This is a genomic window from Pseudomonas lini (assembly GCF_030812475.1).
Taxonomy (GTDB): domain Bacteria; phylum Pseudomonadota; class Gammaproteobacteria; order Pseudomonadales; family Pseudomonadaceae; genus Aquipseudomonas; species Aquipseudomonas lini_A.
The window spans coordinates 98,897-120,024 of record NZ_JAUSSR010000006.1 but is presented as its reverse complement, the minus strand read 5'-3'; the positions used below and the strand labels follow the sequence as shown (position 1 = coordinate 120,024).

The following is a 21,128-nucleotide window of genomic DNA, read 5'->3' as shown; positions in this document are numbered from 1 at the left end:
GCCTTGCGGCTCCCGCTGCGGCTTACCAGGTTTGGGTGGCCTTGAACTTCTCGATACCGGCTTTCATGCCAGCGTCGATTTCGTCATTGAAGTCACCCTTCACGTTGATCTTCGCCATCAAATCGGCGTGATCGCGGTTGAAGAAACCAATCAGCGCTTGTTCGAAGCTGCCGATCTTGGCGATTTCAACGTCAGTCAGGAACCCACGCTCAGCGGCATACAGCGACAGCGCCATGTCAGCGATCGACATTGGTGCGTATTGCTTCTGCTTCATCAGCTCGGTAACGCGCTGACCATGCTCAAGTTGCTTACGGGTCGCTTCGTCCAGGTCAGAAGCGAACTGGGCGAATGCCGCCAGTTCACGGTACTGAGCCAGAGCGGTACGGATACCACCGGAGAGCTTCTTGATGATCTTGGTCTGAGCGGCACCACCCACACGGGATACCGAAACACCGGCGTTCACAGCAGGACGGATCCCGGAGTTGAACATGGCCGATTCCAGGAAGATCTGACCGTCGGTGATGGAAATCACGTTGGTCGGAACGAACGCGGAAACGTCGCCAGCCTGGGTTTCGATGATCGGCAGTGCGGTCAGGGAACCGGTTTTGCCGGTCACTGCGCCGTTGGTGAACTTCTCTACGTATTCTTCCGAAACGCGGGATGCGCGCTCCAGCAGACGGGAGTGGAGATAGAACACGTCGCCTGGGTAAGCTTCACGACCTGGTGGACGGCGCAGCAGCAGGGAAATCTGGCGGTAAGCCACTGCTTGCTTGGACAGATCGTCATAAACGATCAGCGCGTCTTCACCGCGGTCGCGGAAGAATTCACCCATGGTGCAACCGGAGTACGGTGCCAGGAACTGCAGTGCTGCAGATTCCGAAGCGCTCGCGGCGACGACGATGGTGTTAGCCAGCGCGCCGTTCTCTTCCAGCTTGCGAACCACGTTGGCGATGGTCGATTGTTTCTGACCGATTGCCACGTAGACGCAGAAAATGCCGCTGTTCTTCTGGTTGATGATCGCGTCGATCGCCAGAGCGGTTTTACCGATCTGACGGTCACCGATGATCAGCTCACGCTGGCCACGGCCGACAGGAATCATGGCATCGACAGCCTTGTAGCCAGTCTGTACAGGCTGGTCTACCGACTTACGCCAGATCACGCCTGGAGCAACTTTCTCGACCGCATCGGTCTCGGTGTTGTTCAGCGGACCTTTGCCGTCAACCGGGTTACCCAGTGCGTCGACAACGCGACCCAACAGTTCCTTACCAACCGGAACTTCGAGGATGCGGCCGGTGCACTTGGCGCTCATGCCTTCAGCCAGAGACTGGTAGGAGCCCAATACCACGGCACCTACGGAGTCTTGCTCCAGGTTGAGAGCCATACCGAAGACGCCGCCCGGAAACTCGATCATCTCGCCGTACATGACGTCGGCCAGACCGTGAATCCGCACGATACCGTCAGATACGCTGACGACTGTGCCTTCGTTACGGGCTTGGGAGGTCACATCGAGCTTGTCGATGCGGCCCTTGATAATTTCACTTATTTCGGAAGGATTGAGTTGCTGCATTGCTCTGCTGCCCCTTCAAACTCAAGATTTCAATGCTTCGGCAAGGCTCGCGAGTTTGCCGCGAACCGAGCCATCGATTACCAGGTCGCCGGCGCGGATGACAATGCCCCCGATAAGGGATTTGTCTTCCTCGACTTGCAGGCGCACTTCCCGGTTGAGTCGTGCACTGAGAACCTTGGCGAGTTTGTCTTGCTGTTCTTGGTTCAATGCAAAAGCACTGGTGACTTCAACGTCTACCGACTTCTCTTGTTCAGCCTTGTACAGGTCAAACAGAGCGGCGATCTCCGGCAATAGCGGGAGACGGTCGTTTTCGGCAACGACGTGAATGAAGTTCTGTGCCTTGGCATCAAACTTGTCGCCGCACACGTCAATAAACGTGGCGGCCTTGTTTGCGCTCGTCAGTCGCGGGGCCTTGAGCACGCGCTGCATGGTGTCGTCTTGCGACACTGCTGCAGCCAGGCCGAGCATGGCTGACCAAGAGGCCAGTTGCTGGTGGGCCTGGGCGTGCTCGAAGGCTGCCTTAGCGTAAGGTCGGGCCAACGTGGTCAATTCTGCCATGATCGCCCTCGCTTAAATTTCAGCAGCCAGTTTGTTTACCAGCTCCGCGTGCGCGTTTTGATCGATTGTGGCACCCAGGATCTTCTCGGCGCCGCCGACAGCCAGAGCACCCAATTGGGCACGCAGCGCGTCTTTGACACTGTTCAGTTCCTGTTCGATCTCGGCCTGAGCCTGAACCTTCACGCGTTCAGCGTCGATACGGGCTTTTTCAACAGCCTCTTCGACGATCTGGTTACCGCGTTTCTTGGCTTGCTCAATGATCTCGGCTGCCTGAGCTTTAGCTTCGCGCAGTTGTTGACCCGCTTTATCTTGGGCCAACTCCAGGTCGCGAGCTGCTCGGGCGGCAGCGTCCAGTCCATCCGCGATCTTCTTCTGACGTTCGTGCAAAGCCGCGATGACCGGAGGCCACACGAACTTCATGCAAAACAGTACAAAAATGAAGAACGCAACGGACTGGCCAATCAGGGTTGCATTAATGTTCACGCCAACACCTCGCTCGTTCGTTGCACATCACACCAATTACTCGAAGGTGAGTAATTAGCCAGCGAGTTGACCAACGAATGGGTTCGCGAAGGTGAAGAACAGAGCGATACCAACACCGATCATGGTTACGGCGTCGAGCAGACCGGCAACGATGAACATTTTGACTTGCAGCATTGGAACCATTTCTGGCTGACGCGCGGCGCCTTCCAGGAACTTGCCGCCCAACAGGCCGAAACCAATTGCGGTACCCAGTGCGCCCAGGCCGATCAACAGTGCAACAGCGATAGCGGTTAGACCAACTACAGTTTCCATCTTTCCTCCCGACTTTTACGTCGTATGGTTTAGGTTTTTTAGATTTTAAAGCGGTAAAACAAATCGTTTCATAGCCCTGTTCGGGCACCCACCCGTTTGACCAGGTGGGACATCAGACCAGTCGAGACTGGTCTTAATGGTTCTCTTCGTGCGCCATCGACAGGTAAACGATGGTCAGCATCATGAAGATAAACGCCTGCAGGGTGATGATCAGGATGTGGAACACTGCCCACGCCCACTGCAGAACAATGCCCAGGCCGCTAAGCCAGAGCAGACCGCTGCCGAACATCACAGCGATCAGAATGAAGACCAGCTCGCCGGCGTACATGTTGCCGAACAGACGCAGTGCCAGGGAAATCGGCTTGGCGACCAGCGTCACGAACTCCAGCAGGAAGTTCACCGGAATCAGCAGGGCTTGAACGAAAATGTTCTTGCTGCCGAACGGGTGCAGGGTCAATTCGCCGATGAAGCCGCCGATGCCCTTGACCTTGATGCTGTAGAAAATGATCAACGCGAACACCGACAGGGCCATGCCCAGGGTAGCGTTCGGGTCAGTGGTCGATACGGCACGGAATGGAATGTGTGCATCGCCAGTGATCAGGATGGCCAACTGAGGAATCCAGTCGACCGGGATCAGGTCGACGGCGTTCATCAGGAAGACCCAGACGAAGATGGTCAGTGCCAGCGGCGCAATTACCGGGCTACGGCCATGGAAGCTGTCTTTCACGCTGCCATCGACGAATTCGACCAATACTTCAACGAAGTTCTGCAAAGCACCAGGCTGACCCGACGTCGCCTTCTTTGCCGCCATGCGGAAAAGAAGAACGAAGATCAGACCCAACGCGACCGACCAGCCGAGGGTATCGACGTGGAAAGCCCAGAAGCCCATTTCCTTGGCTTCTGCTGCGGTGTGGGCAAAACCCCAGCCGCCGTTAGGTAGCTGCCCGAAGGTCAGGTTCTGCAAGTGGTGCTGGATATAGCCCGAAGCGGTTGTCTCTGCCATGGTTGCCTCAAACGCCCTAAGGTCTCGAAAGTCTTGTTCTCATCAGCAGGGGCGCGAACCAGCTGACCAGTTGGGTCAACACGAAGACGCCGAATACAGCCAGCGGCGCCAATGGCTTCACACCTGCGAACGTCAATGCAAAGAGCACTGCCGTCAAAATCAGTTTGCCCGCCTCACCGGCATAAAAAGACCGGACGATGGCTTGAGCTGCCCGGGCGCCGGAAAACCGAAATGCCCTGTGAGCGAAATAAACATTGGGCAGCAAGGCTATCAGGCCTCCGCAGAGTCCTGAGTACCCGGCTACGACTCCATGCCAGTACCAAAGCGCCAAGGCGGCCAGTACCAAAACGACAAATTGAGCCAGTAAGACCGGAAAAACTGCCAGGCGATGGAATGGCAAGCGGTTTGGCGTGCGGCTCTCCATCGTTTTTGCTCCCCAATGATCGGCTGCCGTAATTCAATAACTTGGCATAATTTGTGCCGACAAAATGCGCGCAGAGTATAGGGGCGGTTCTGCCCCTATTCAACTGTCAGGTAGTGATTTCCACCTGCACGCTACATGAGGAAATGTTTCAGCGAATGTGTGCAAGTACACCTTGAAGCTCATCGAGGGAGTTGTAACCGATCACCAACTGCCCCTTCCCCTTTTTCCCGTGACGAATCTGCACCGCAGAGCCTAAACGCTCGGCCAGACGCTGTTCGAGCCGGGCGATATCCGGGTCCGGCTTTACCGGTTCAGCAGGCTCCGGTTTGCCACTCAACCACTGGCGAACCAGCGCTTCAGTCTGGCGAACGGTCAGTCCTCGTGCGACAACGTGTCGCGCCCCTTCAACCTGTTGAATCTCCGGCAAACCGAGCAAAGCACGGGCATGACCCATTTCCAGGTCGCCGTGGGACAGCATGGTTTTGATGACTTCCGGCAACGCGATCAAGCGTAGCAGGTTGGCGACGGTTACGCGGGATTTGCCCACCGCTTCGGCCACTTGTTGCTGAGTCAGCTGGAATTCCTGCTGCAGACGCTGCAACGCCACCGCTTCTTCGATCGGATTGAGGTCCTCGCGCTGGATGTTTTCGATCAGCGCCATGGCGATCGCGGTTTCATCCGGTACGTCGCGCACCATCGCCGGGATCGTTTCCTGGCCGGCCTGCTGGCTGGCGCGCCAGCGACGTTCGCCGGCAATGATCTCGTAGCGACCGCTGCCGATCGGACGAACCACGATCGGCTGCATCACGCCCTGGGCCTTGATCGACTGCGCCAGCTCCTCCAGCGCCTGAGGATCCATGTCTCGCCGTGGCTGGTACTTGCCACGCTGGATCAGGTCCAGGGGCAGGTGCTGCAGCTCACGTTGATCTGCCTGCACCGCCTGTTCTTCCAGCGAGCTGACAGTCGGACCACTCAGCAGTGCATCCAGTCCACGTCCGAGACCTCGTTTCTTGACGGCCATGGGGATTCCTTAAGTTGCCTGGGCGGCGGCGGTGCGTGAGTTTTTGCGTTGACGTCGAACCATCTCGCCCGCCAATGCCAGATAGGCAATCGCGCCTCGCGAAGTCTTGTCGTACACCAGCGCCGGCATGCCATAGCTTGGCGCTTCGGCCAGGCGGATGTTGCGCGGAATGACCGTGTCGTAGAGCTGCTCGCCAAAGTGTTCCTTGAGCTGCGCCGACACATCGTTCATCAGGCTCAGGCGCGGGTCGTACATGGTACGCAACAGGCCTTCGACTTTCAGGTTCGGGTTGAGCAGCTCGGCGATGCGCTTGATGTTGTCCACAAGGTCGCTCAAGCCTTCGAGGGCGAAGTACTCGCATTGCATGGGGATAATCACCCCATCGGCAGCGACCAGTGCGTTAAGCGTGAGCATCGACAGCGACGGCGGGCAGTCGATCAGAATGTAATCGTAGTTTTCACGGATCGGCGCCAACGCACTGCGCAGGCGACTCTCCTTCATCTGCATTTCCAGCAGAACCACTTCCGCGGCGGTCAGGTCGCGGTTGGCTGGCAACAGCTGGTAACCACCGTGCTCGGAGTAGTGCATGGCCTGCGCCAGGTCACATTCGCCGATCAACAGGTCGTAGACCGAGTTTTCCAGGCCGTGTTTATCCACACCGCTACCCATGGTGGCGTTGCCCTGTGGATCGAGATCGATCAACAACACCCGTCGCTTGGTAGCGACCAGGGAAGCTGCGAGGTTGATACAGGTGGTGGTTTTACCCACACCACCCTTTTGGTTCGCAATCGCGAATACCTTAGCCATTCTTGCTTGTGTTCCCAATCATGCCGTGCGGCGCAGTATCAGCAGATGGCGTTGGCCTTGGCAACCAGGTACGGCCAGGGCGTGTTCGCTATCGAGGTGGAAGTCTGCCGGCAATGCTACCAGCTCATCGGCCGGATGAACGCCCTTCATTGCCAGCCAACGCGTATCGGTGTCGCCGAGGTGACGAGTCCAGTTGCTGAAGTTCTCCATGCTGCTGAACGCCCGGGAGATGATCCCGTTGAAGGCTTGTGCAGGCTGAAACTCTTCGACGCGACTGTGGATAACTTGCAGGTTGTCCAGTTTGAGTTCGAGTTTGACCTGGGTCAGGAAGCGGGTTTTCTTGCCATTGCTGTCCAGGCACGTCACTTGGGACTGCGGAAACAGGATGGCCAATGGAATCCCCGGCATGCCGCCGCCGCTGCCAACGTCCAGCCAGCGACCGTTTTCGACGAAAGACATCACGCTCAAACTGTCGAGCAGGTGTCGGGACACCATTTCGTCCGGATCGCGAACGGCGGTCAGGTTGTAAGCCTTGTTCCATTTTATCAACAGGGCCAGATAACCCAGAAGTTGTCCATGCTGGGTGTCTGACAGGGTCACACCAAGCTGGCGAGCACCTGTGGATAACTCTTCTGCGTGTTGCGCGGTGACCGACGAACTCAAGCGCTTTGCTCCAACTGACGGCCAGCGCCGCGTTTTTTCAAATGAATCATCAACAGCGAAATCGCCGCGGGAGTGACGCCTGGAATACGCGACGCCTGGCCCAGGGTTTCTGGACGGGTCGCACCAAGCTTGCTCTGGATCTCTTTGGAGAGACCGGAAATGTTCGTGTAATCGATATCCACAGGCAGTTTTGTGTCTTCACTGGCCCGCAGGCGTGCGATTTCATCCTGCTGGCGATCAATGTAACCGGCGTATTTGGTCTTGATTTCAACCTGCTCGGCCACTTGTGGATCTTCCGCGCCGCCACCGGTCACGGCGATCAGACCGGCGTAGTCGATTTCCGGACGGCTCAGCAGGTTGAGCAAGTTGTATTCGTGGGTCAGCGGCGTGCCGAACTTTTCGGAAATCGCATCGCCTTGCTCGGTGCCTGGGCGAACCCAGGTACTTTTCAGGCGTTGCTCTTCCAGCGTTATGCTTTCGCGTTTGGTGCAGAACGCCGCCCAACGCGCGTCGTCCACCAGACCCAGTTCGCGACCTTTTTCGGTCAAGCGCAGGTCGGCGTTGTCTTCACGCAGGATAAGGCGGTATTCGGCGCGGGAAGTGAACATCCGGTACGGTTCCTGGGTACCCAGGGTAATCAGGTCATCGACCAATACCCCGATGTATGCCTCGTCCCGACGCGGGCACCAGGCGTCTTTGCCCTGAGCACGCAGTGCGGCGTTGGCTCCGGCCAGCAAACCCTGGGCGCCGGCTTCTTCGTAACCGGTGGTGCCGTTGATTTGCCCGGCGAAGAACAGACCGCCGATGACTTTGGTTTCCAGGCTGTACTTCAGGTCACGCGGGTCGAAGTAGTCGTACTCGATGGCGTAGCCCGGCCGCACGATGTGTGCGTTTTCCATGCCGCGGATCGATTGCACGATCTGCAACTGCACGTCGAACGGCAAGGATGTGGATATCCCGTTCGGGTACAGCTCGTTGGTCGTCAGGCCTTCGGGTTCGATGAAGACCTGATGGCTTTCCTTGTCGGCAAAGCGATGAATCTTGTCTTCGATCGACGGGCAGTACCGCGGGCCGATCCCTTCGATCGACCCTGCATCGGAATACATCGGCGAACGGTCGAGGTTGGCGGCGATGATCTCGTGGGTGCGGGCGTTGGTGTGGGTAATCCAGCAGCTGACCTGTTTCGGGTGCTGCTCTTTGGAGCCCATGAACGACATCACCGGTATAGGCGTATCACCTGCCTGCTCGGTCATCACGGAGAAATCCACGGAACGACCGTCGATGCGCGGCGGTGTACCGGTTTTCAGGCGACCGACGCGCAACGGCAATTCACGCAAACGGTGAGCCAGGGCAATCGATGGCGGATCACCGGCGCGACCGCCGGAAAAATTCTGCATGCCGATGTGGATAAGTCCACCGAGGAAGGTGCCAGTGGTCAACACCACGGAATCGGCGAAGAAACGCAGACCCATTTGGGTGACTACACCGCGCACTTGTTCCTGCTCGACGATCAGGTCATCGGCGGCTTGTTGAAATATCCACAGGTTCGGCTGGTTCTCCAGGGCTTCGCGGACAGCGGCCTTGTACAGAACCCGGTCGGCCTGAGCACGAGTCGCTCGTACGGCCGGGCCTTTGCGGCTGTTCAACACGCGAAACTGAATACCGCCTTTATCGGTAGCCATGGCCATCGCGCCGCCCAGGGCATCGATTTCCTTGACCAGGTGGCTTTTGCCGATCCCGCCAATGGCAGGGTTGCAACTCATGGCACCGAGGGTTTCCACGTTATGCGTCAGCAACAGGGTTTTTGCCCCCATGCGTGCTGACGCCAGTGCTGCCTCGGTACCGGCATGACCGCCGCCGATGACGATCACTTCAAAACGGGAAGGGAAATCCACCACGCACCTCGTGCCTGCTTCAGTCAGGTAATCAGAAATAGTTTGAGCACAGGTTTTTGGACCTGGTCGGCAAGTATAGGGACTTCGCCCTTTCTAAAGAACCCTTTGCACAAAATTTAACCAGCTGTGGAAAAGTCGGCTTAACAGAAATTAAAAAGAAAGAAATTTATTAAATCTTTGTTTTTATGTTTATTTCTACTGAGGCACCTTTCTGTGGATAGATCTACACAGCCCTTTAAAATCGGTATGTACAGAGGATCAAAACCCTGTGGTCATGTACCAATGAGGCCCTTGGATAACCGGTTTAAGCCTGTGGATTAAACGGGTGCTTATCCACAGGGACGGTTATTCGCAGTTTTCAGGCCCTGTTATCAACTGACCTTAGTGGCGGTTATTCACAGGGCTTAATCCACAGAAATTCGCTGAATAAGTAAATCACGGGCGCGGAAAATCCGCTCAAGCAGAAAGAATCTGCTCGGCACTGGAAGAAAATTTAAGAAGATGGGAGAAACAGACAGGCCCGAATGGCTAATGCCAGTCAGTTAAGCGAACGCTGACCCTTGTAGGAGCAAGCTTGCTCGCGATGGACGTAAACGATAACGCGTGTTTGCTGGATAAACGCGTCGCCCTCAGCACCATCGCGAGCAAGCTCGCTCCTACTTACCGATGCAGAAGCTGGAAAAGATCCGCCCAAGCAGGTCATCGGAGCTGAACGCACCGGTGATTTCCCCCAAAGCGTGCTGGGCCTGGCGCAAATCTTCAGCCAGCAGTTCACCGGCACCCGCCAAGGTCAGCTGTGCACGGCCGTGTTCCAGGGAAGCACTGGCATGGCGTAGCGCTTCAAGGTGACGCCTGCGAGCGCTGAAGCTGCTCTCGGAGGTCTGTTCATAGCCCATACAGGCCTTGAGATGGTCACGCAGCAGTTCCAGCCCGTCGCCGGCAGATTTGGCGCTGAGGCTGATGGTGACATGGCCATCCTCGCTGACCTCCATGGCAATCGCTTCGCCGGTCAGGTCTGCCTTGTTGCGGATCAGCGTGACTTTCGCCGGGTCCGGACGGGTTTCCAGGAATTCAGGCCACAACGCGAATGGATCAAGTGCCTCGGGTGCGGTGGCGTCGACCACCAGCAATACGCGATCAGCTTCGCCAATGGCCTTCAATGCCCGCTCGACGCCGATTTTTTCCACCTGGTCGTCGGTATTTCGAAGACCTGCGGTATCGACCACATGCAACGGCATGCCATCGATGTGGATATGTTCGCGAAGAATGTCCCGCGTGGTACCGGCAATCTCGGTGACGATCGCCGCTTCACGACCGGCCAGCGCGTTCAACAGGCTGGATTTACCCGCATTGGGTCGACCGGCAATCACCACGTTCATACCATCGCGCAGCAGCGCCCCCTGTCCGGCTTCGCGCAATACGGTGGATAACTCATCACGTACCTTGTCGAGCATGCTCAGTACATGGCCATCGGCGAGGAAATCAATCTCCTCTTCGGGAAAGTCGATGGCTGCTTCGACATAGATCCGCAGGCCAATCAGTTGCTCTGTGAGGTTGTGCACACGCTCGGAAAATGCGCCCTGCAAGGAACGCAGGGCATTGCGTGCCGCCTGGGCCGAACTCGCCTCGATCAAGTCCGCGATGGCTTCGGCCTGGGCCAGGTCCAGTTTGTCGTTGAGGAAAGCGCGTTCGCTGAACTCACCGGGTCGGGCCAGGCGGCAGCCCAGTTCCAGGCAGCGTTTAAGCAGCATATCCAGAACGATCGGACCGCCATGGCCCTGGAGTTCCAGCACGTCCTCGCCAGTAAATGAGTTCGGTCCCGGAAAATACAGGGCAATGCCCTGATCCAGGACCTCAGCGTTTTCACTGAAAAAGGGTCCGTAGTGGGCAAACCTTGGCTTGAGTTCTCGACCGCTGAAAGCCTTGGCCGCAACACTCGCCAATGGCCCGGAAATACGGACGATGCCCACACCGCCGCGACCTTGAGCGGTGGCGACGGCGGCGATGGTTTCACGAGGTACGCTCATAAACCGGTATCCAGACAAAAGTGACAGATAGCAAAACGCCCCACTAGGGGGCGTTTTGAGTGGTTATCCACAGAGCAAGTTACGCCTCGGCTTTTTTCATAGCCGCTTCGATCTTACGCGTGATGTACCACTGTTGGGCAATCGACAACACGTTGTTCACTACCCAGTACAGAACCAGACCGGCCGGGAACCACAGGAAGAAGAAGGTGAAGATGATTGGCATCAACTTCATCACCTTGGCCTGCATCGGATCCGGAGGCGTCGGGTTCAGCTGCTGCTGGATAAACATGGTTACGCCCATGATGATCGGCAGAATGAAGAACGGATCCTTGATCGACAAGTCGGTAATCCACAGCATGAACGGCGCCTGGCGCATTTCAACGCTTTCCAGCAGAACCCAATACAGCGAAAGGAAAACCGGCATCTGCACGAGGATTGGCAAGCAACCACCCAGCGGATTGATCTTCTCTTTCTTGTACAGCTCCATCATGGCTTGCGACATTTTCTGCCGGTCGTCGCCATGCTGCTCTTTCAGCGCTGCCAGTTTCGGTGCCACTGCACGCATGCGCGCCATGGATTTGTAGCTGGCTGCCGACAGCGGGAAGAAAATCCCCTTGATCAGCATGGTCAGGAAGATGATCGACCAGCCCCAGTTACCGACGATGGCGTGGATGTGTCCCAGCAACCAGAAGATTGGCTGTGCGATGAACCACAGAATGCCGTAGTCGACGGTCAGTTCCAGGCCTGGGGACAACTCTTTGAGCACTGCCTGGCTTTTCGGACCCGCATACAGAACGGCACTGGTTTCGGCTTTTGCACCTGGCGCGACGCTCATTGCGGGGCCGGTGTAACCGATGATGTAGTTGCCCTTGCTGTCTTTACGGGTCTGGACGACGTTGTTTTCGCCCTTGGCCGGAATCCATGCGGTCACGAAGTAGTGTTGCAACCATGCAACCCAACCACCACTGACCGTTTCCTTCAGCTGCGCCTTGTCCATGTCCTTCATGGACACTTTCTTGTACGGTTCGTTACTTGTCCACAGGGCAGCGCCCAGGTAAGTCGCGGTACCGGTGGCAGTGGTAGAGGAAGGATCGCCGCTGGCGTCACGCTTCAGTTGCGCGAACATCGCACCGGACCAGGGCTGTGCGCTCTGGTTATCGATCAGATAAGAAACGGTTACGTCATACAGGCCACGTTTCAGGGTGAAACGCTTGATGTAATTGACGCCGTCCTTGCTGAACTTCAGGTCCACGACCAATTGGTCCTGACCCTCAGCCAGTTGATAAGTCTTCTTCTCCGAGGAGTAGACCGGGCGGCCGGCCGGGTTTGCATCCGGGCCGTTGGTACCGATCAGACCGCTTTGCGCCAGGTAAGTCAGTTCACCGCCGTTATCGAACAGCTGGAACGGAATTTCCGGATGGTCCTGACGACGTGGATACAACGGCAATTTCAGCTGGGCAACATCGCCACCTTGTGGATCGACTGCCAGGTCGAGCACATCCGTTTTGATCTGGATGAGGTCTTTGCTTGCCGCTACTGGTGTTTCAGCAGGTGCAGTTGCACTGGTATCGCTTGCGGCGCGGGGGATGTCGTCACTGACAGAAGCATTATTGCCAGTCGCCGTATCCGGTAGACCCGGTGCGGTAGTACTGGAAGCAACATTCTGAGTCGGCAGGGCAGCCTGGCCATAGTCCTGGTTCCATTTAAGAACCATAACGTAGGACACGATTGCCAGGGCGACGATCAGGATCGTGCGTTTGATATCCATGATTACTCGGCCATCGAAGAAGAACGGGAGGTAGGGATAGATGGAACCGGGTCATAACCACCGGGATTCCACGGATGACAGCGACCTAAACGACGAAAGGCCAGCCAGCCACCGCGCAGAAGGCCATGATTTTCTATGGCTTCATACGCGTAGCAGGAACAACTGGGGTAGAAACGACAGTGACTGGCCATCAGGGGACTAATGGCATAGCGATAAAACTGGATCGGAACGAGTGCCAGTTTACGCATCGGGACTGTCTACCCCTACAGTTTCGGCTTTGACTGCTGGTACCGGCGTGCTACGTGCCAGACGCTTCCAGAGTTTGCCGAAATGCTGAATCAATTCGGGGTTTTCTACGTCACCCAAACCTTTGCGCGCGACGATAACGATGTCCCAGCCGACCAGTGAGTCCTGGTGCAGACGGAACGATTCGCGCATCAGACGTTTGAGGCGATTGCGCTCGACGGAGAGCTTCACGCTCTTTTTCCCGATTACCAGCCCGAGACGGGGGTGATCAAGATCGTTGTTGCGCGCAAGGAGCAGGAGATTTTTCCCCGGAACCTTGCCGGTAGGGGAGTCAAAGACTGCCTTGAAATGCCGGGGGGTAAGCAGGCGCTTTTCCCGACTGAAGTCCTGACTCACCTCCAGTGCCGGATTATCAAACTGCCAGACGCGCACGACCTTTGGCGCGACGACGCGACAGGACGGCACGACCGTTCTTGGTAGCCATGCGAGCACGGAAACCGTGGGTACGAGCGCGTTTGATGGTGCTTGGTTGGAAAGTACGTTTCATTGTCGTGTTACCTGATTCGTCCACAACGGGCCGGAATGGCCCCCGTTTTAAGAGACCGGGGATTCTAGAGAAAGCAAGCCTCTAGGTCAATTTCCAACCAGCGTTTCCTTATAAATAGATCTCCAGGGGTTTTGCCGGTGTCAGCCCTTCGCTAGATATAGAAATAAAGAAGGAAAGTATTTAAAGCTTTTCTGTAAAGCTTATAAAAGCTAGGGCCTCCATCATCTGTGGATAACTGCCTTAAGGCCTTCTACGCCGCGTTGTACAGAGGATGACAACTACGGTGGAAAACAGTGGTCAGCCTGTGCTGCGCTGTCGGATAAGCTGTGTGTGAAAGGCCTTGTTATCCACAGGCTGGTTATCCACCGAGTTTCGCCCCCACTTGTGCAACGACCTTAGGGGCGGTTATCCACAGGGCTTATGCACAGACCATTGGTCGTCTTTTTTATTTGTAAAACTCCGATTCTTCTTCTGCGGTGAACAACCTACGTGTGGATAAGTAGGCGTCTGGTCGCTACAATGGCCGCTTGTTTTTGCCTCACCGGCTTTCGACTTAGGGGATATCCGTGTCAGTGGAACTATGGCAGCAGTGCGTGGAGCTTTTGCGCGATGAGCTGCCTGCCCAACAATTCAACACTTGGATCCGTCCGCTACAGGTCGAAGCCGAAGGCGACGAGTTGCGTGTCTACGCACCGAACCGTTTTGTTCTCGACTGGGTAAACGAAAAGTACCTGGGCCGCGTCCTCGAGCTGCTGGACGAGCATGGCAATGGCATGACGCCTGCGCTCTCCTTATTAATAGGTAGCAAACGCAGTTCGGCTCCACGTGCCGCTCCCAATGCGCCGCTGGCTGCTGCTGCGTCCCAGGCACAGGCGGCTCAAGCGCCTGCCAGCGCCCCGGCTCCCGCGCCGGCATCCCTACCGACCAAGCGTTCGACGCAGAAAGTAGCCGAAGTCAGTGAGGAGCCATCCCGGGACAGTTTCGACCCTATGGCGGGTGCGAGTTCTCAACAGGCCCCGGTCCGCTCCGAACAGCGCACGGTCCAGGTCGAAGGTGCGCTCAAGCACACCAGCTACCTGAACCGCACCTTTACCTTCGAGAATTTTGTCGAGGGCAAGTCCAACCAACTGGCCCGGGCTGCGGCCTGGCAGGTAGCGGATAACCCCAAGCACGGTTACAACCCGCTCTTCCTTTATGGGGGGGTGGGCCTGGGTAAAACCCACTTGATGCACGCTGTGGGTAACCACCTGTTAAAGAAGAATCCGAATGCCAAGGTGGTGTACCTGCATTCGGAGCGTTTCGTGGCCGACATGGTCAAGGCGCTGCAATTGAACGCGATCAACGAGTTCAAGCGCTTCTACCGTTCGGTGGACGCGCTGCTGATCGATGACATTCAGTTCTTCGCCCGCAAGGAACGCTCCCAGGAAGAATTTTTCCACACCTTCAACGCCCTGCTTGAAGGTGGACAGCAGGTCATTCTTACCAGTGACCGCTATCCTAAAGAAATCGAAGGCCTCGAAGAGCGCCTCAAGTCCCGGTTCGGTTGGGGCTTGACGGTGGCCGTCGAACCGCCGGAGCTGGAAACCCGCGTGGCGATCCTGATGAAGAAGGCCGACCAGGCCAAAGTCGATCTGCCACACGATGCGGCGTTCTTCATTGCCCAGCGAATTCGCTCCAACGTTCGTGAATTGGAAGGCGCGCTGAAACGCGTGATCGCCCACTCGCACTTCATGGGCCGCGACATCACCATCGAGCTGATTCGCGAATCCCTGAAAGACTTGTTGGCACTGCAAGATAAACTGGTCTCTGTGGATAACATTCAGCGCACCGTCGCCGAGTACTACAAGATCAAGATTTCCGACCTGCTGTCCAAGCGTCGTTCACGCTCGGTCGCTCGTCCGCGTCAGGTTGCCATGGCGTTGTCCAAAGAGTTGACTAACCACAGCCTGCCGGAAATCGGCGATGTGTTTGGTGGCCGCGACCACACGACTGTTTTGCACGCCTGTCGCAAGATCAACGAACTCAAGGAATCCGACGCGGACATCCGCGAGGACTACAAGAACCTGCTGCGTACACTGACCACTTGATGAACACCAGCGCAGCTTATTAAGGCAAGGGACTAGACCATGCATTTCACCATTCAACGCGAAGCCCTGTTGAAACCCCTGCAACTGGTCGCGGGCGTCGTCGAGCGCCGACAGACCTTGCCGGTGCTTTCCAACGTGCTGCTGGTTGTCGAAGGCCAGCAACTGTCGCTGACCGGTACCGACCTGGAAGTCGAGCTGGTCGGTCGTGTACAACTCGAAGAACCCGCAGATCCGGGCTCCATCACGGTGCCTGCGCGCAAGCTGATGGACATCTGCAAAAGCTTGCCGAACGACGCGCTGATCGATATCAAGGTCGACGAGCAGAAGCTCGTGGTGAAGGCCGGCCGTAGCCGCTTTACGTTGTCGACCCTGCCGGCCAACGATTTCCCTACCGTGGAAGAAGGCCCTGGCTCGCTGACCTGCAGCCTGGAGCAAAGCAAATTGCGTCGCCTGATCGAACGCACCAGCTTCGCCATGGCCCAGCAGGACGTGCGTTACTACCTGAACGGCATGCTGCTGGAAGTGTCTGCCGGCATCATCCGCGCCGTGGCAACAGATGGTCACCGTCTGGCCATGTGTTCGATGCAGGCCGATATCGGTCAGCCGGATCGCCACCAGGTCATCGTGCCGCGCAAGGGTATCCTCGAGCTGGCGCGCTTGCTGACCGAGCCGGACGGCATCGTCAGCATCGTCCTGGGCCAACATCACATCCGCGCCACCACGGGGGAGTTCACCTTCACCTCGAAACTGGTCGATGGAAAATTCCCCGACTACGAGCGCGTTCTGCCAAAAGGCGGCGACAAACTGGTGCTGGGTGATCGTCAGGCCTTGCGTGAAGCCTTCAGCCGTACCGCGATTCTGTCCAACGAGAAGTACCGTGGTATTCGCCTGCAACTGGCCAATGGCCAGCTCAAGATCCAGGCCAACAACCCGGAGCAGGAGGAAGCGGAAGAAGAAGTGGGTGTCGAGTACAACGGCGGCCCTCTGGAAATCGGCTTCAACGTGAGCTATCTGCTCGACGTGTTGGGCGTGATGACCACTGAGCAAGTTCGACTGATCCTGTCCGACTCCAACAGCAGCGCGCTGGTGCAAGAGTCCGACAACGACGACTCGGCCTACGTTGTCATGCCGATGCGTCTGTAATCATGCTCAGCAGAAGCTAGATGTCCTTAAGTCGCGTCTCGGTCACCGCGGTGCGCAATCTGCACCCGGTGACCTTCTCCCCCTCTCCCCGCATCAACATTCTTTACGGCGCCAACGGCAGCGGCAAAACCAGTGTTCTGGAGGCCATCCATCTGCTGGGGCTTGCCCGTTCGTTTCGCAGCACCCGCTTATTACCGGTCATCCAGTATGAGCAGCTCGCCTGCACGGTGTTTGGGCAGGTGGAGTTGGCTCAGGGCGGGCACAGTGCCCTCGGCATCTCACGGGACCGACAAGGTGAGTTCCAGATCCGTATTGATGGACAGAACGCCCGCAGCGCGGCGCAGTTGGCGGAAATCCTGCCGCTGCAGCTGATCAACCCCGACAGCTTCCGGCTATTGGAGGGGGCGCCGAAGATTCGGAGACAGTTTCTCGACTGGGGTGTGTTCCACGTGGAACCGCGCTTCATGTCCACCTGGCAGCGCTTGCAGAAGGCCTTGCGCCAGAGAAACTCTTGGCTGCGGCATGGTACACTTGACGCCGTTTCGCAAGCGGTTTGGGACAGGGAATTGTGCCAGGCCAGCGCTGAAATTGATGAATACCGCCGCGCTTACATCAAAGCCTTGAAACCAGTCTTTGAACAGACCTTGAGCGAATTGGTTGAGCTCGAGGGCTTAACGCTCAGCTATTACCGAGGTTGGGATAAAGACCGCGAGCTGAGTGCCGTACTCGCCGGTTCCCTGCAGCGGGATCAGCAAATGGGTCATACCCAGGCCGGACCACAACGCGCTGATTTGCGCCTTCGACTAGGTGCTCATAATGCCGCGGACATCTTGTCTCGCGGTCAGCAGAAGTTGGTGGTTTGCGCATTGCGGATTGCCCAGGGGCACTTGGTCAGCCAGGCCCGACGCGGTCAGTGTATTTATCTGGTGGATGACCTGCCGTCCGAATTGGACGAGCACCACCGTCGCGCGCTTTGCCGCTTGCTGGAAGACTTACGCTGCCAGGTGTTTATCACTTGTGTAGATCACGAATTATTGAGGGAAGGCTGGCAGACGGAAACGCCAGTCGCTTTGTTCCACGTGGAACAGGGCCGTATCACCCAGACCCACGACCATCGGGAGTGAAGGCATTGAGCGAAGAAAATACGTACGACTCAACGAGCATTAAAGTGCTGAAAGGCCTGGATGCCGTACGCAAACGTCCCGGTATGTACATTGGTGACACCGACGATGGCAGCGGTCTGCACCACATGGTTTTCGAAGTGGTCGATAACTCGATCGACGAAGCTCTCGCCGGCCACTGCGATGACATCAGCATCATCATTCACCCGGATGAATCCATCACCGTTCGCGACAATGGTCGTGGCATCCCGGTAGATGTGCACAAAGAGGAAGGCGTTTCGGCAGCCGAGGTCATCATGACCGTGCTGCACGCTGGTGGTAAGTTCGATGACAACTCCTACAAAGTATCCGGCGGCCTGCACGGTGTAGGTGTGTCGGTTGTAAACGCCTTGTCCGAAGAGTTGGTTCTGACCGTTCGCCGTAGCGGCAAGATCTGGGAACAGACTTACATCCACGGTGTTCCGAAAGAGCCGATGAAAATCGTTGGCGAAAGCGAAACCACGGGTACTCAGATCCACTTCAAGCCTTCCGATCTGACCTTCAAGAACATCCACTTCAGCTGGGACATCCTGGCCAAGCGGATTCGTGAACTGTCCTTCCTCAACTCCGGCGTCGGCATCGTCCTCAAGGATGAGCGTAGCGGCAAGGAAGAGCTGTTCAAATACGAAGGTGGCCTGCGAGCGTTCGTTGAATACCTGAACACCAACAAGACCCCGGTCAACCAGGTATTCCATTTCAACATCCAGCGTGAAGACGGCATCGGCGTGGAAATCGCCTTGCAGTGGAACGACAGCTTCAACGAGAACCTGTTGTGCTTCACCAACAACATTCCTCAGCGCGACGGCGGTACTCACCTGGTGGGTTTCCGTTCGGCCCTGACGCGTAACCTCAATACCTACATCGAAGCGGAAGGCCTGGCGAAGAAGCACAAGGTCGCGACCACCGGCGACGATGCCCGTGAAGGCTTGACCGCGATCATTTCGGTAAAAGTGCCTGATCCGAAGTTCAGCTCGCAGACCAAAGACAAGCTTGTATCTTCCGAAGTGAAGACCGCGGTCGAACAGGAAATGGGCAAGTACTTCTCCGACTTCCTGCTGGAAAACCCGAACGAAGCCAAGCTGGTCGTCGGCAAGATGATCGACGCGGCTCGCGCTCGTGAAGCGGCGCGTAAAGCCCGTGAAATGACCCGACGCAAAGGCGCGCTGGATATTGCCGGCCTGCCGGGCAAACTGGCTGACTGCCAGGAAAAAGACCCTGCCCTTTCCGAACTGTACCTCGTGGAAGGTGACTCTGCTGGCGGCTCCGCCAAGCAGGGGCGCAACCGTAGAACCCAGGCTATCCTGCCGTTGAAAGGCAAGATCCTGAACGTCGAGAAGGCGCGCTTCGACAAGATGATCTCTTCCCAGGAAGTGGGCACCTTGATCACCGCGCTGGGCTGCGGCATTGGCCGTGACGAGTACAACATCGACAAGCTGCGCTACCACAACATCATCATCATGACCGATGCTGACGTCGACGGTTCGCACATCCGCACCCTGCTGCTGACCTTCTTCTTCCGTCAGCTCCCGGAGCTGATCGAGCGCGGCTACATCTACATTGCCCAGCCACCGCTGTACAAGGTCAAGAAAGGCAAGCAAGAGCAGTACATCAAAGACGACGACGCCATGGAAGAGTACATGACGCAGTCGGCCCTGGAAGATGCGAGCCTGCACCTGAACGAAGAAGCACCGGGTATCTCTGGTGAAGCGCTCGAGCGTCTGGTGAATGACTTCCGCCTGGTGATGAAGACCCTCAAGCGTCTGTCACGCCTGTACCCACAGGAACTGACCGAGCACTTCATCTACTTGCCTGCGGTGAGCATGGAGCAACTGTCCGATCACGCCGCCATGCAGGATTGGTTGGCCCAATATGAAGTGCGCCTGCGTACCGTCGAGAAGTCTGGCCTGGTCTACAAAGCCAGCCTGCGTGAAGACCGTGAGCGTAATGTCTGGCTGCCTGAGGTCGAACTGATCTCCCACGGCTTGTCGAACTACGTCACTTTCAACCGCGACTTCTTCGGCAGCAACGACTACAAGACGGTTGTTTCTCTGGGCGCTCAACTGAGCACCTTGCTGGACGACGGCGCCTATATCCAGCGTGGCGAGCGCAAGAAGCCGGTCACCGAGTTCAAGGAAGCGCTCGAGTGGCTGATGGCTGAGAGCACCAAGCGTCACACCATCCAGCGATACAAAGGTCTGGGTGAAATGAACCCGGATCAGCTGTGGGAAACCACCATGGACCCAAGCCAGCGCCGGATGCTGAAAGTCACCATCGAAGACGCCATTGGCGCGGATCAGATCTTCAACACCCTGATGGGTGATGCGGTCGAGCCACGTCGTGACTTCATCGAAAGCAACGCCCTGGCGGTATCCAACCTGGATTTCTGATCCAGCTGCTTGTAAATAAAAAGGCAAACGCTCACGCGTTGGCCTTTTTTTTTGATCAAAAGATCGCAGCCTGCGGCAGCGCCTACGTTGACCGTGTTCGTCGCGACATCCGTGGATGAACGCGCTCCAGTAGGAGCTGGCGAAGGCTGCGATCTTTTGATCTTCAGTCGCTTGCCGCCGCCACACTCTCCAACCGATACCCATACCCGTAAATCGTCAACAATTGCCAACCGCGATCTGCCGTCAACCCAAGCTTGTTGCGCAGGCGATAAATGTGAGTATCCAGTGGTCGGGAAGACACCATCTCTTCATGGGTCCAGAACCGCTCATACAGATACTCCCGGGACAGCGGCCGTCCCAGGTTACTGAACAGGCAACGCGCCAGTCGGTATTCCCGCTCAGTCATCCCGATCGGTTTTCCGGCGCGGCTTACAGTCAACTCGGCATCATCGAACACCAGGTCATTGAAGCTCAGCACTTCATTCGCTGCCGCACGTTGCTGGCTATGCCGACGCAACACTGCCGCCACTCTGGCTTTCAGTTCATTGGGTCGAAACGGTTTGCTGACGTAATCGTCGGCGCCTGCATTCAACGCCTGGACGATATCGCTTTCGGCGTCGCGGCTGGTCAGCATGATCGCGGCGGGCGGTGCGTCCATGTGCTCGCGGGTCCAGCGCAACAGCGACAGGCCGCTGAAGCCTGGCAATTGCCAATCGAGAATAAGCAGGTCGAAAGTTTCCCGCCGCAATTGGCGTAGCAGATCCTCTCCCTGCTCAAAGCTGTGCAATGACCAGGCAGGTTCACCCGGTTCGGCCATCTGCCGCAAAGTCTGTTCAACCCTGCGCAGTTCTGCCGGTTCGTCATCCAGTATCGCGACACGCATGTACGTTATTCCTTTGGCGGCCAGCATGTTATCTGACAATACACGTTCGGTTGGAGAGTGAAAGTAAGCAGCTTTCCGTTGGTCGTGTCCGCTATGATTCTTCAAGCACCCTCCTCCGGGAACTGTGACCCATGAACGAAATTCCCT

Annotated in this window: 20 protein-coding genes; 4 read left to right on the top strand and 16 right to left on the bottom strand. The window is 56.9% G+C overall.

The window, feature by feature from the left end:
* Positions 1 to 22: 22 nt before the first annotated feature.
* From atpA to rpmH, 15 genes are all read right to left on the bottom strand, one after another.
* Positions 23 to 1,567 (bottom strand): F0F1 ATP synthase subunit alpha, encoded by a 1,545-nt coding sequence (atpA, locus tag J2W17_RS13245; protein ID WP_307334488.1) that lies wholly within the window; start codon positions 1,565 to 1,567, stop codon positions 23 to 25.
* 21 nt (positions 1,568 to 1,588) lie between these two features.
* Entirely contained in the window at positions 1,589 to 2,125 is a 537-nt protein-coding gene (locus J2W17_RS13240; protein ID WP_307334487.1) for a F0F1 ATP synthase subunit delta, read from the bottom strand.
* 12 nt (positions 2,126 to 2,137) lie between these two features.
* Entirely contained in the window at positions 2,138 to 2,608 is a 471-nt protein-coding gene (locus J2W17_RS13235; RefSeq protein ID WP_154849492.1) for a F0F1 ATP synthase subunit B, read from the bottom strand.
* A 54-nt stretch (positions 2,609 to 2,662) separates the two neighbouring features.
* The gene (gene atpE, locus J2W17_RS13230; protein WP_002555987.1) at positions 2,663 to 2,920 is read right to left on the bottom strand and encodes a F0F1 ATP synthase subunit C; all 258 of its coding nucleotides are present in this window, start codon (positions 2,918 to 2,920) and stop codon (positions 2,663 to 2,665) included.
* 133 nt (positions 2,921 to 3,053) lie between these two features.
* Positions 3,054 to 3,923: a F0F1 ATP synthase subunit A gene (gene atpB / locus J2W17_RS13225; RefSeq protein WP_307334481.1), complete on the bottom strand. Its 870-nt coding sequence runs from the start codon at positions 3,921 to 3,923 to the stop codon at positions 3,054 to 3,056.
* Between the two features lie 16 nt (positions 3,924 to 3,939).
* The gene (locus J2W17_RS13220) at positions 3,940 to 4,347 is read right to left on the bottom strand and encodes a F0F1 ATP synthase subunit I (protein WP_007948092.1); all 408 of its coding nucleotides are present in this window, start codon (positions 4,345 to 4,347) and stop codon (positions 3,940 to 3,942) included.
* 148 nt (positions 4,348 to 4,495) lie between these two features.
* Positions 4,496 to 5,368 (bottom strand): ParB/RepB/Spo0J family partition protein, encoded by an 873-nt coding sequence (locus tag J2W17_RS13215; RefSeq protein ID WP_307334474.1) that lies wholly within the window; start codon positions 5,366 to 5,368, stop codon positions 4,496 to 4,498.
* Positions 5,369 to 5,377: 9 nt separating this feature from the next.
* Complete coding sequence (locus tag J2W17_RS13210) at positions 5,378 to 6,175, bottom strand: ParA family protein (protein ID WP_128874600.1); 798 nt, start codon at positions 6,173 to 6,175, stop codon at positions 5,378 to 5,380.
* A gap of 18 nt (positions 6,176 to 6,193) precedes the next feature.
* Positions 6,194 to 6,838, bottom strand: a complete 645-nt coding sequence (gene rsmG / locus J2W17_RS13205; RefSeq protein ID WP_307334463.1) for a 16S rRNA (guanine(527)-N(7))-methyltransferase RsmG — start codon at positions 6,836 to 6,838, stop codon at positions 6,194 to 6,196.
* On the bottom strand, positions 6,835 to 8,733 hold the full coding sequence (gene mnmG, locus J2W17_RS13200) for a tRNA uridine-5-carboxymethylaminomethyl(34) synthesis enzyme MnmG (protein ID WP_307334459.1): 1,899 nt from the start codon (positions 8,731 to 8,733) through the stop codon (positions 6,835 to 6,837). Before mnmG ends, rsmG begins: the two co-directional genes overlap by 4 nt.
* Positions 8,734 to 9,389: 656 nt before the next feature.
* Entirely contained in the window at positions 9,390 to 10,760 is a 1,371-nt protein-coding gene (gene mnmE, locus J2W17_RS13195; protein ID WP_307334456.1) for a tRNA uridine-5-carboxymethylaminomethyl(34) synthesis GTPase MnmE, read from the bottom strand.
* A 79-nt stretch (positions 10,761 to 10,839) separates the two neighbouring features.
* Positions 10,840 to 12,528, bottom strand: coding sequence for a membrane protein insertase YidC (gene yidC, locus J2W17_RS13190; RefSeq protein WP_307334453.1), 1,689 nt, complete (start codon positions 12,526 to 12,528; stop codon positions 10,840 to 10,842).
* Positions 12,529 to 12,530: 2 nt separating this feature from the next.
* Positions 12,531 to 12,776, bottom strand: coding sequence for a membrane protein insertion efficiency factor YidD (gene yidD, locus J2W17_RS13185; RefSeq protein WP_074872215.1), 246 nt, complete (start codon positions 12,774 to 12,776; stop codon positions 12,531 to 12,533).
* The gene (rnpA, locus tag J2W17_RS13180; RefSeq protein ID WP_201116479.1) at positions 12,769 to 13,170 is read right to left on the bottom strand and encodes a ribonuclease P protein component; all 402 of its coding nucleotides are present in this window, start codon (positions 13,168 to 13,170) and stop codon (positions 12,769 to 12,771) included. Before rnpA ends, yidD begins: the two co-directional genes overlap by 8 nt.
* Before the next feature lie 16 nt (positions 13,171 to 13,186).
* Positions 13,187 to 13,321, bottom strand: coding sequence for a 50S ribosomal protein L34 (gene rpmH, locus J2W17_RS13175; protein ID WP_003213577.1), 135 nt, complete (start codon positions 13,319 to 13,321; stop codon positions 13,187 to 13,189).
* A gap of 566 nt (positions 13,322 to 13,887) precedes the next feature.
* On the opposite strand from rpmH, the gene dnaA reads away from it, so the two are divergent.
* The 4 genes from dnaA to gyrB are packed head-to-tail and all read left to right on the top strand — an operon-like array spanning position 13,888 to position 20,098.
* Positions 13,888 to 15,408: a chromosomal replication initiator protein DnaA gene (gene dnaA / locus J2W17_RS13170; RefSeq protein ID WP_307334448.1), complete on the top strand. Its 1,521-nt coding sequence runs from the start codon at positions 13,888 to 13,890 to the stop codon at positions 15,406 to 15,408.
* A 39-nt stretch (positions 15,409 to 15,447) separates the two neighbouring features.
* A complete protein-coding gene (gene dnaN, locus J2W17_RS13165) occupies positions 15,448 to 16,551 on the top strand; it encodes a DNA polymerase III subunit beta (protein WP_064680536.1) in 1,104 nt (367 codons plus the stop codon).
* A gap of 20 nt (positions 16,552 to 16,571) precedes the next feature.
* On the top strand, positions 16,572 to 17,675 hold the full coding sequence (gene recF, locus J2W17_RS13160) for a DNA replication/repair protein RecF (protein ID WP_307334444.1): 1,104 nt from the start codon (positions 16,572 to 16,574) through the stop codon (positions 17,673 to 17,675).
* Positions 17,676 to 17,680: 5 nt separating this feature from the next.
* On the top strand, positions 17,681 to 20,098 hold the full coding sequence (gene gyrB / locus J2W17_RS13155; RefSeq protein ID WP_064680829.1) for a DNA topoisomerase (ATP-hydrolyzing) subunit B: 2,418 nt from the start codon (positions 17,681 to 17,683) through the stop codon (positions 20,096 to 20,098).
* Positions 20,099 to 20,261: 163 nt separating this feature from the next.
* Here the strand turns inward: gyrB and J2W17_RS13150 are convergent, their stop codons facing one another.
* A complete protein-coding gene (locus J2W17_RS13150) occupies positions 20,262 to 20,981 on the bottom strand; it encodes a response regulator transcription factor (RefSeq protein WP_307334439.1) in 720 nt (239 codons plus the stop codon).
* Positions 20,982 to 21,128 lie beyond the last annotated feature (147 nt).

Coding starts and splice junctions, on each gene's coding strand:
- atpA (WP_307334488.1), bottom strand. CDS start 1,567: ATGCAGCAACTCAATCCTTCCGAAATAAGTGAAATTATCAAGGGCCGC.
- J2W17_RS13240 (WP_307334487.1), bottom strand. CDS start 2,125: ATGGCAGAATTGACCACGTTGGCCCGACCTTACGCTAAGGCAGCCTTC.
- atpE (WP_002555987.1), bottom strand. CDS start 2,920: ATGGAAACTGTAGTTGGTCTAACCGCTATCGCTGTTGCACTGTTGATC.
- atpB (WP_307334481.1), bottom strand. CDS start 3,923: ATGGCAGAGACAACCGCTTCGGGCTATATCCAGCACCACTTGCAGAAC.
- J2W17_RS13220 (WP_007948092.1), bottom strand. CDS start 4,347: ATGGAGAGCCGCACGCCAAACCGCTTGCCATTCCATCGCCTGGCAGTT.
- J2W17_RS13215 (WP_307334474.1), bottom strand. CDS start 5,368: ATGGCCGTCAAGAAACGAGGTCTCGGACGTGGACTGGATGCACTGCTG.
- J2W17_RS13210 (WP_128874600.1), bottom strand. CDS start 6,175: ATGGCTAAGGTATTCGCGATTGCGAACCAAAAGGGTGGTGTGGGTAAA.
- mnmE (WP_307334456.1), bottom strand. CDS start 10,760: ATGAGCGTACCTCGTGAAACCATCGCCGCCGTCGCCACCGCTCAAGGT.
- yidC (WP_307334453.1), bottom strand. CDS start 12,528: ATGGATATCAAACGCACGATCCTGATCGTCGCCCTGGCAATCGTGTCC.
- yidD (WP_074872215.1), bottom strand. CDS start 12,776: ATGCGTAAACTGGCACTCGTTCCGATCCAGTTTTATCGCTATGCCATT.
- rpmH (WP_003213577.1), bottom strand. CDS start 13,321: ATGAAACGTACTTTCCAACCAAGCACCATCAAACGCGCTCGTACCCAC.
- dnaN (WP_064680536.1), top strand. CDS start 15,448: ATGCATTTCACCATTCAACGCGAAGCCCTGTTGAAACCCCTGCAACTG.
- recF (WP_307334444.1), top strand. CDS start 16,572: ATGTCCTTAAGTCGCGTCTCGGTCACCGCGGTGCGCAATCTGCACCCG.
- J2W17_RS13150 (WP_307334439.1), bottom strand. CDS start 20,981: ATGCGTGTCGCGATACTGGATGACGAACCGGCAGAACTGCGCAGGGTT.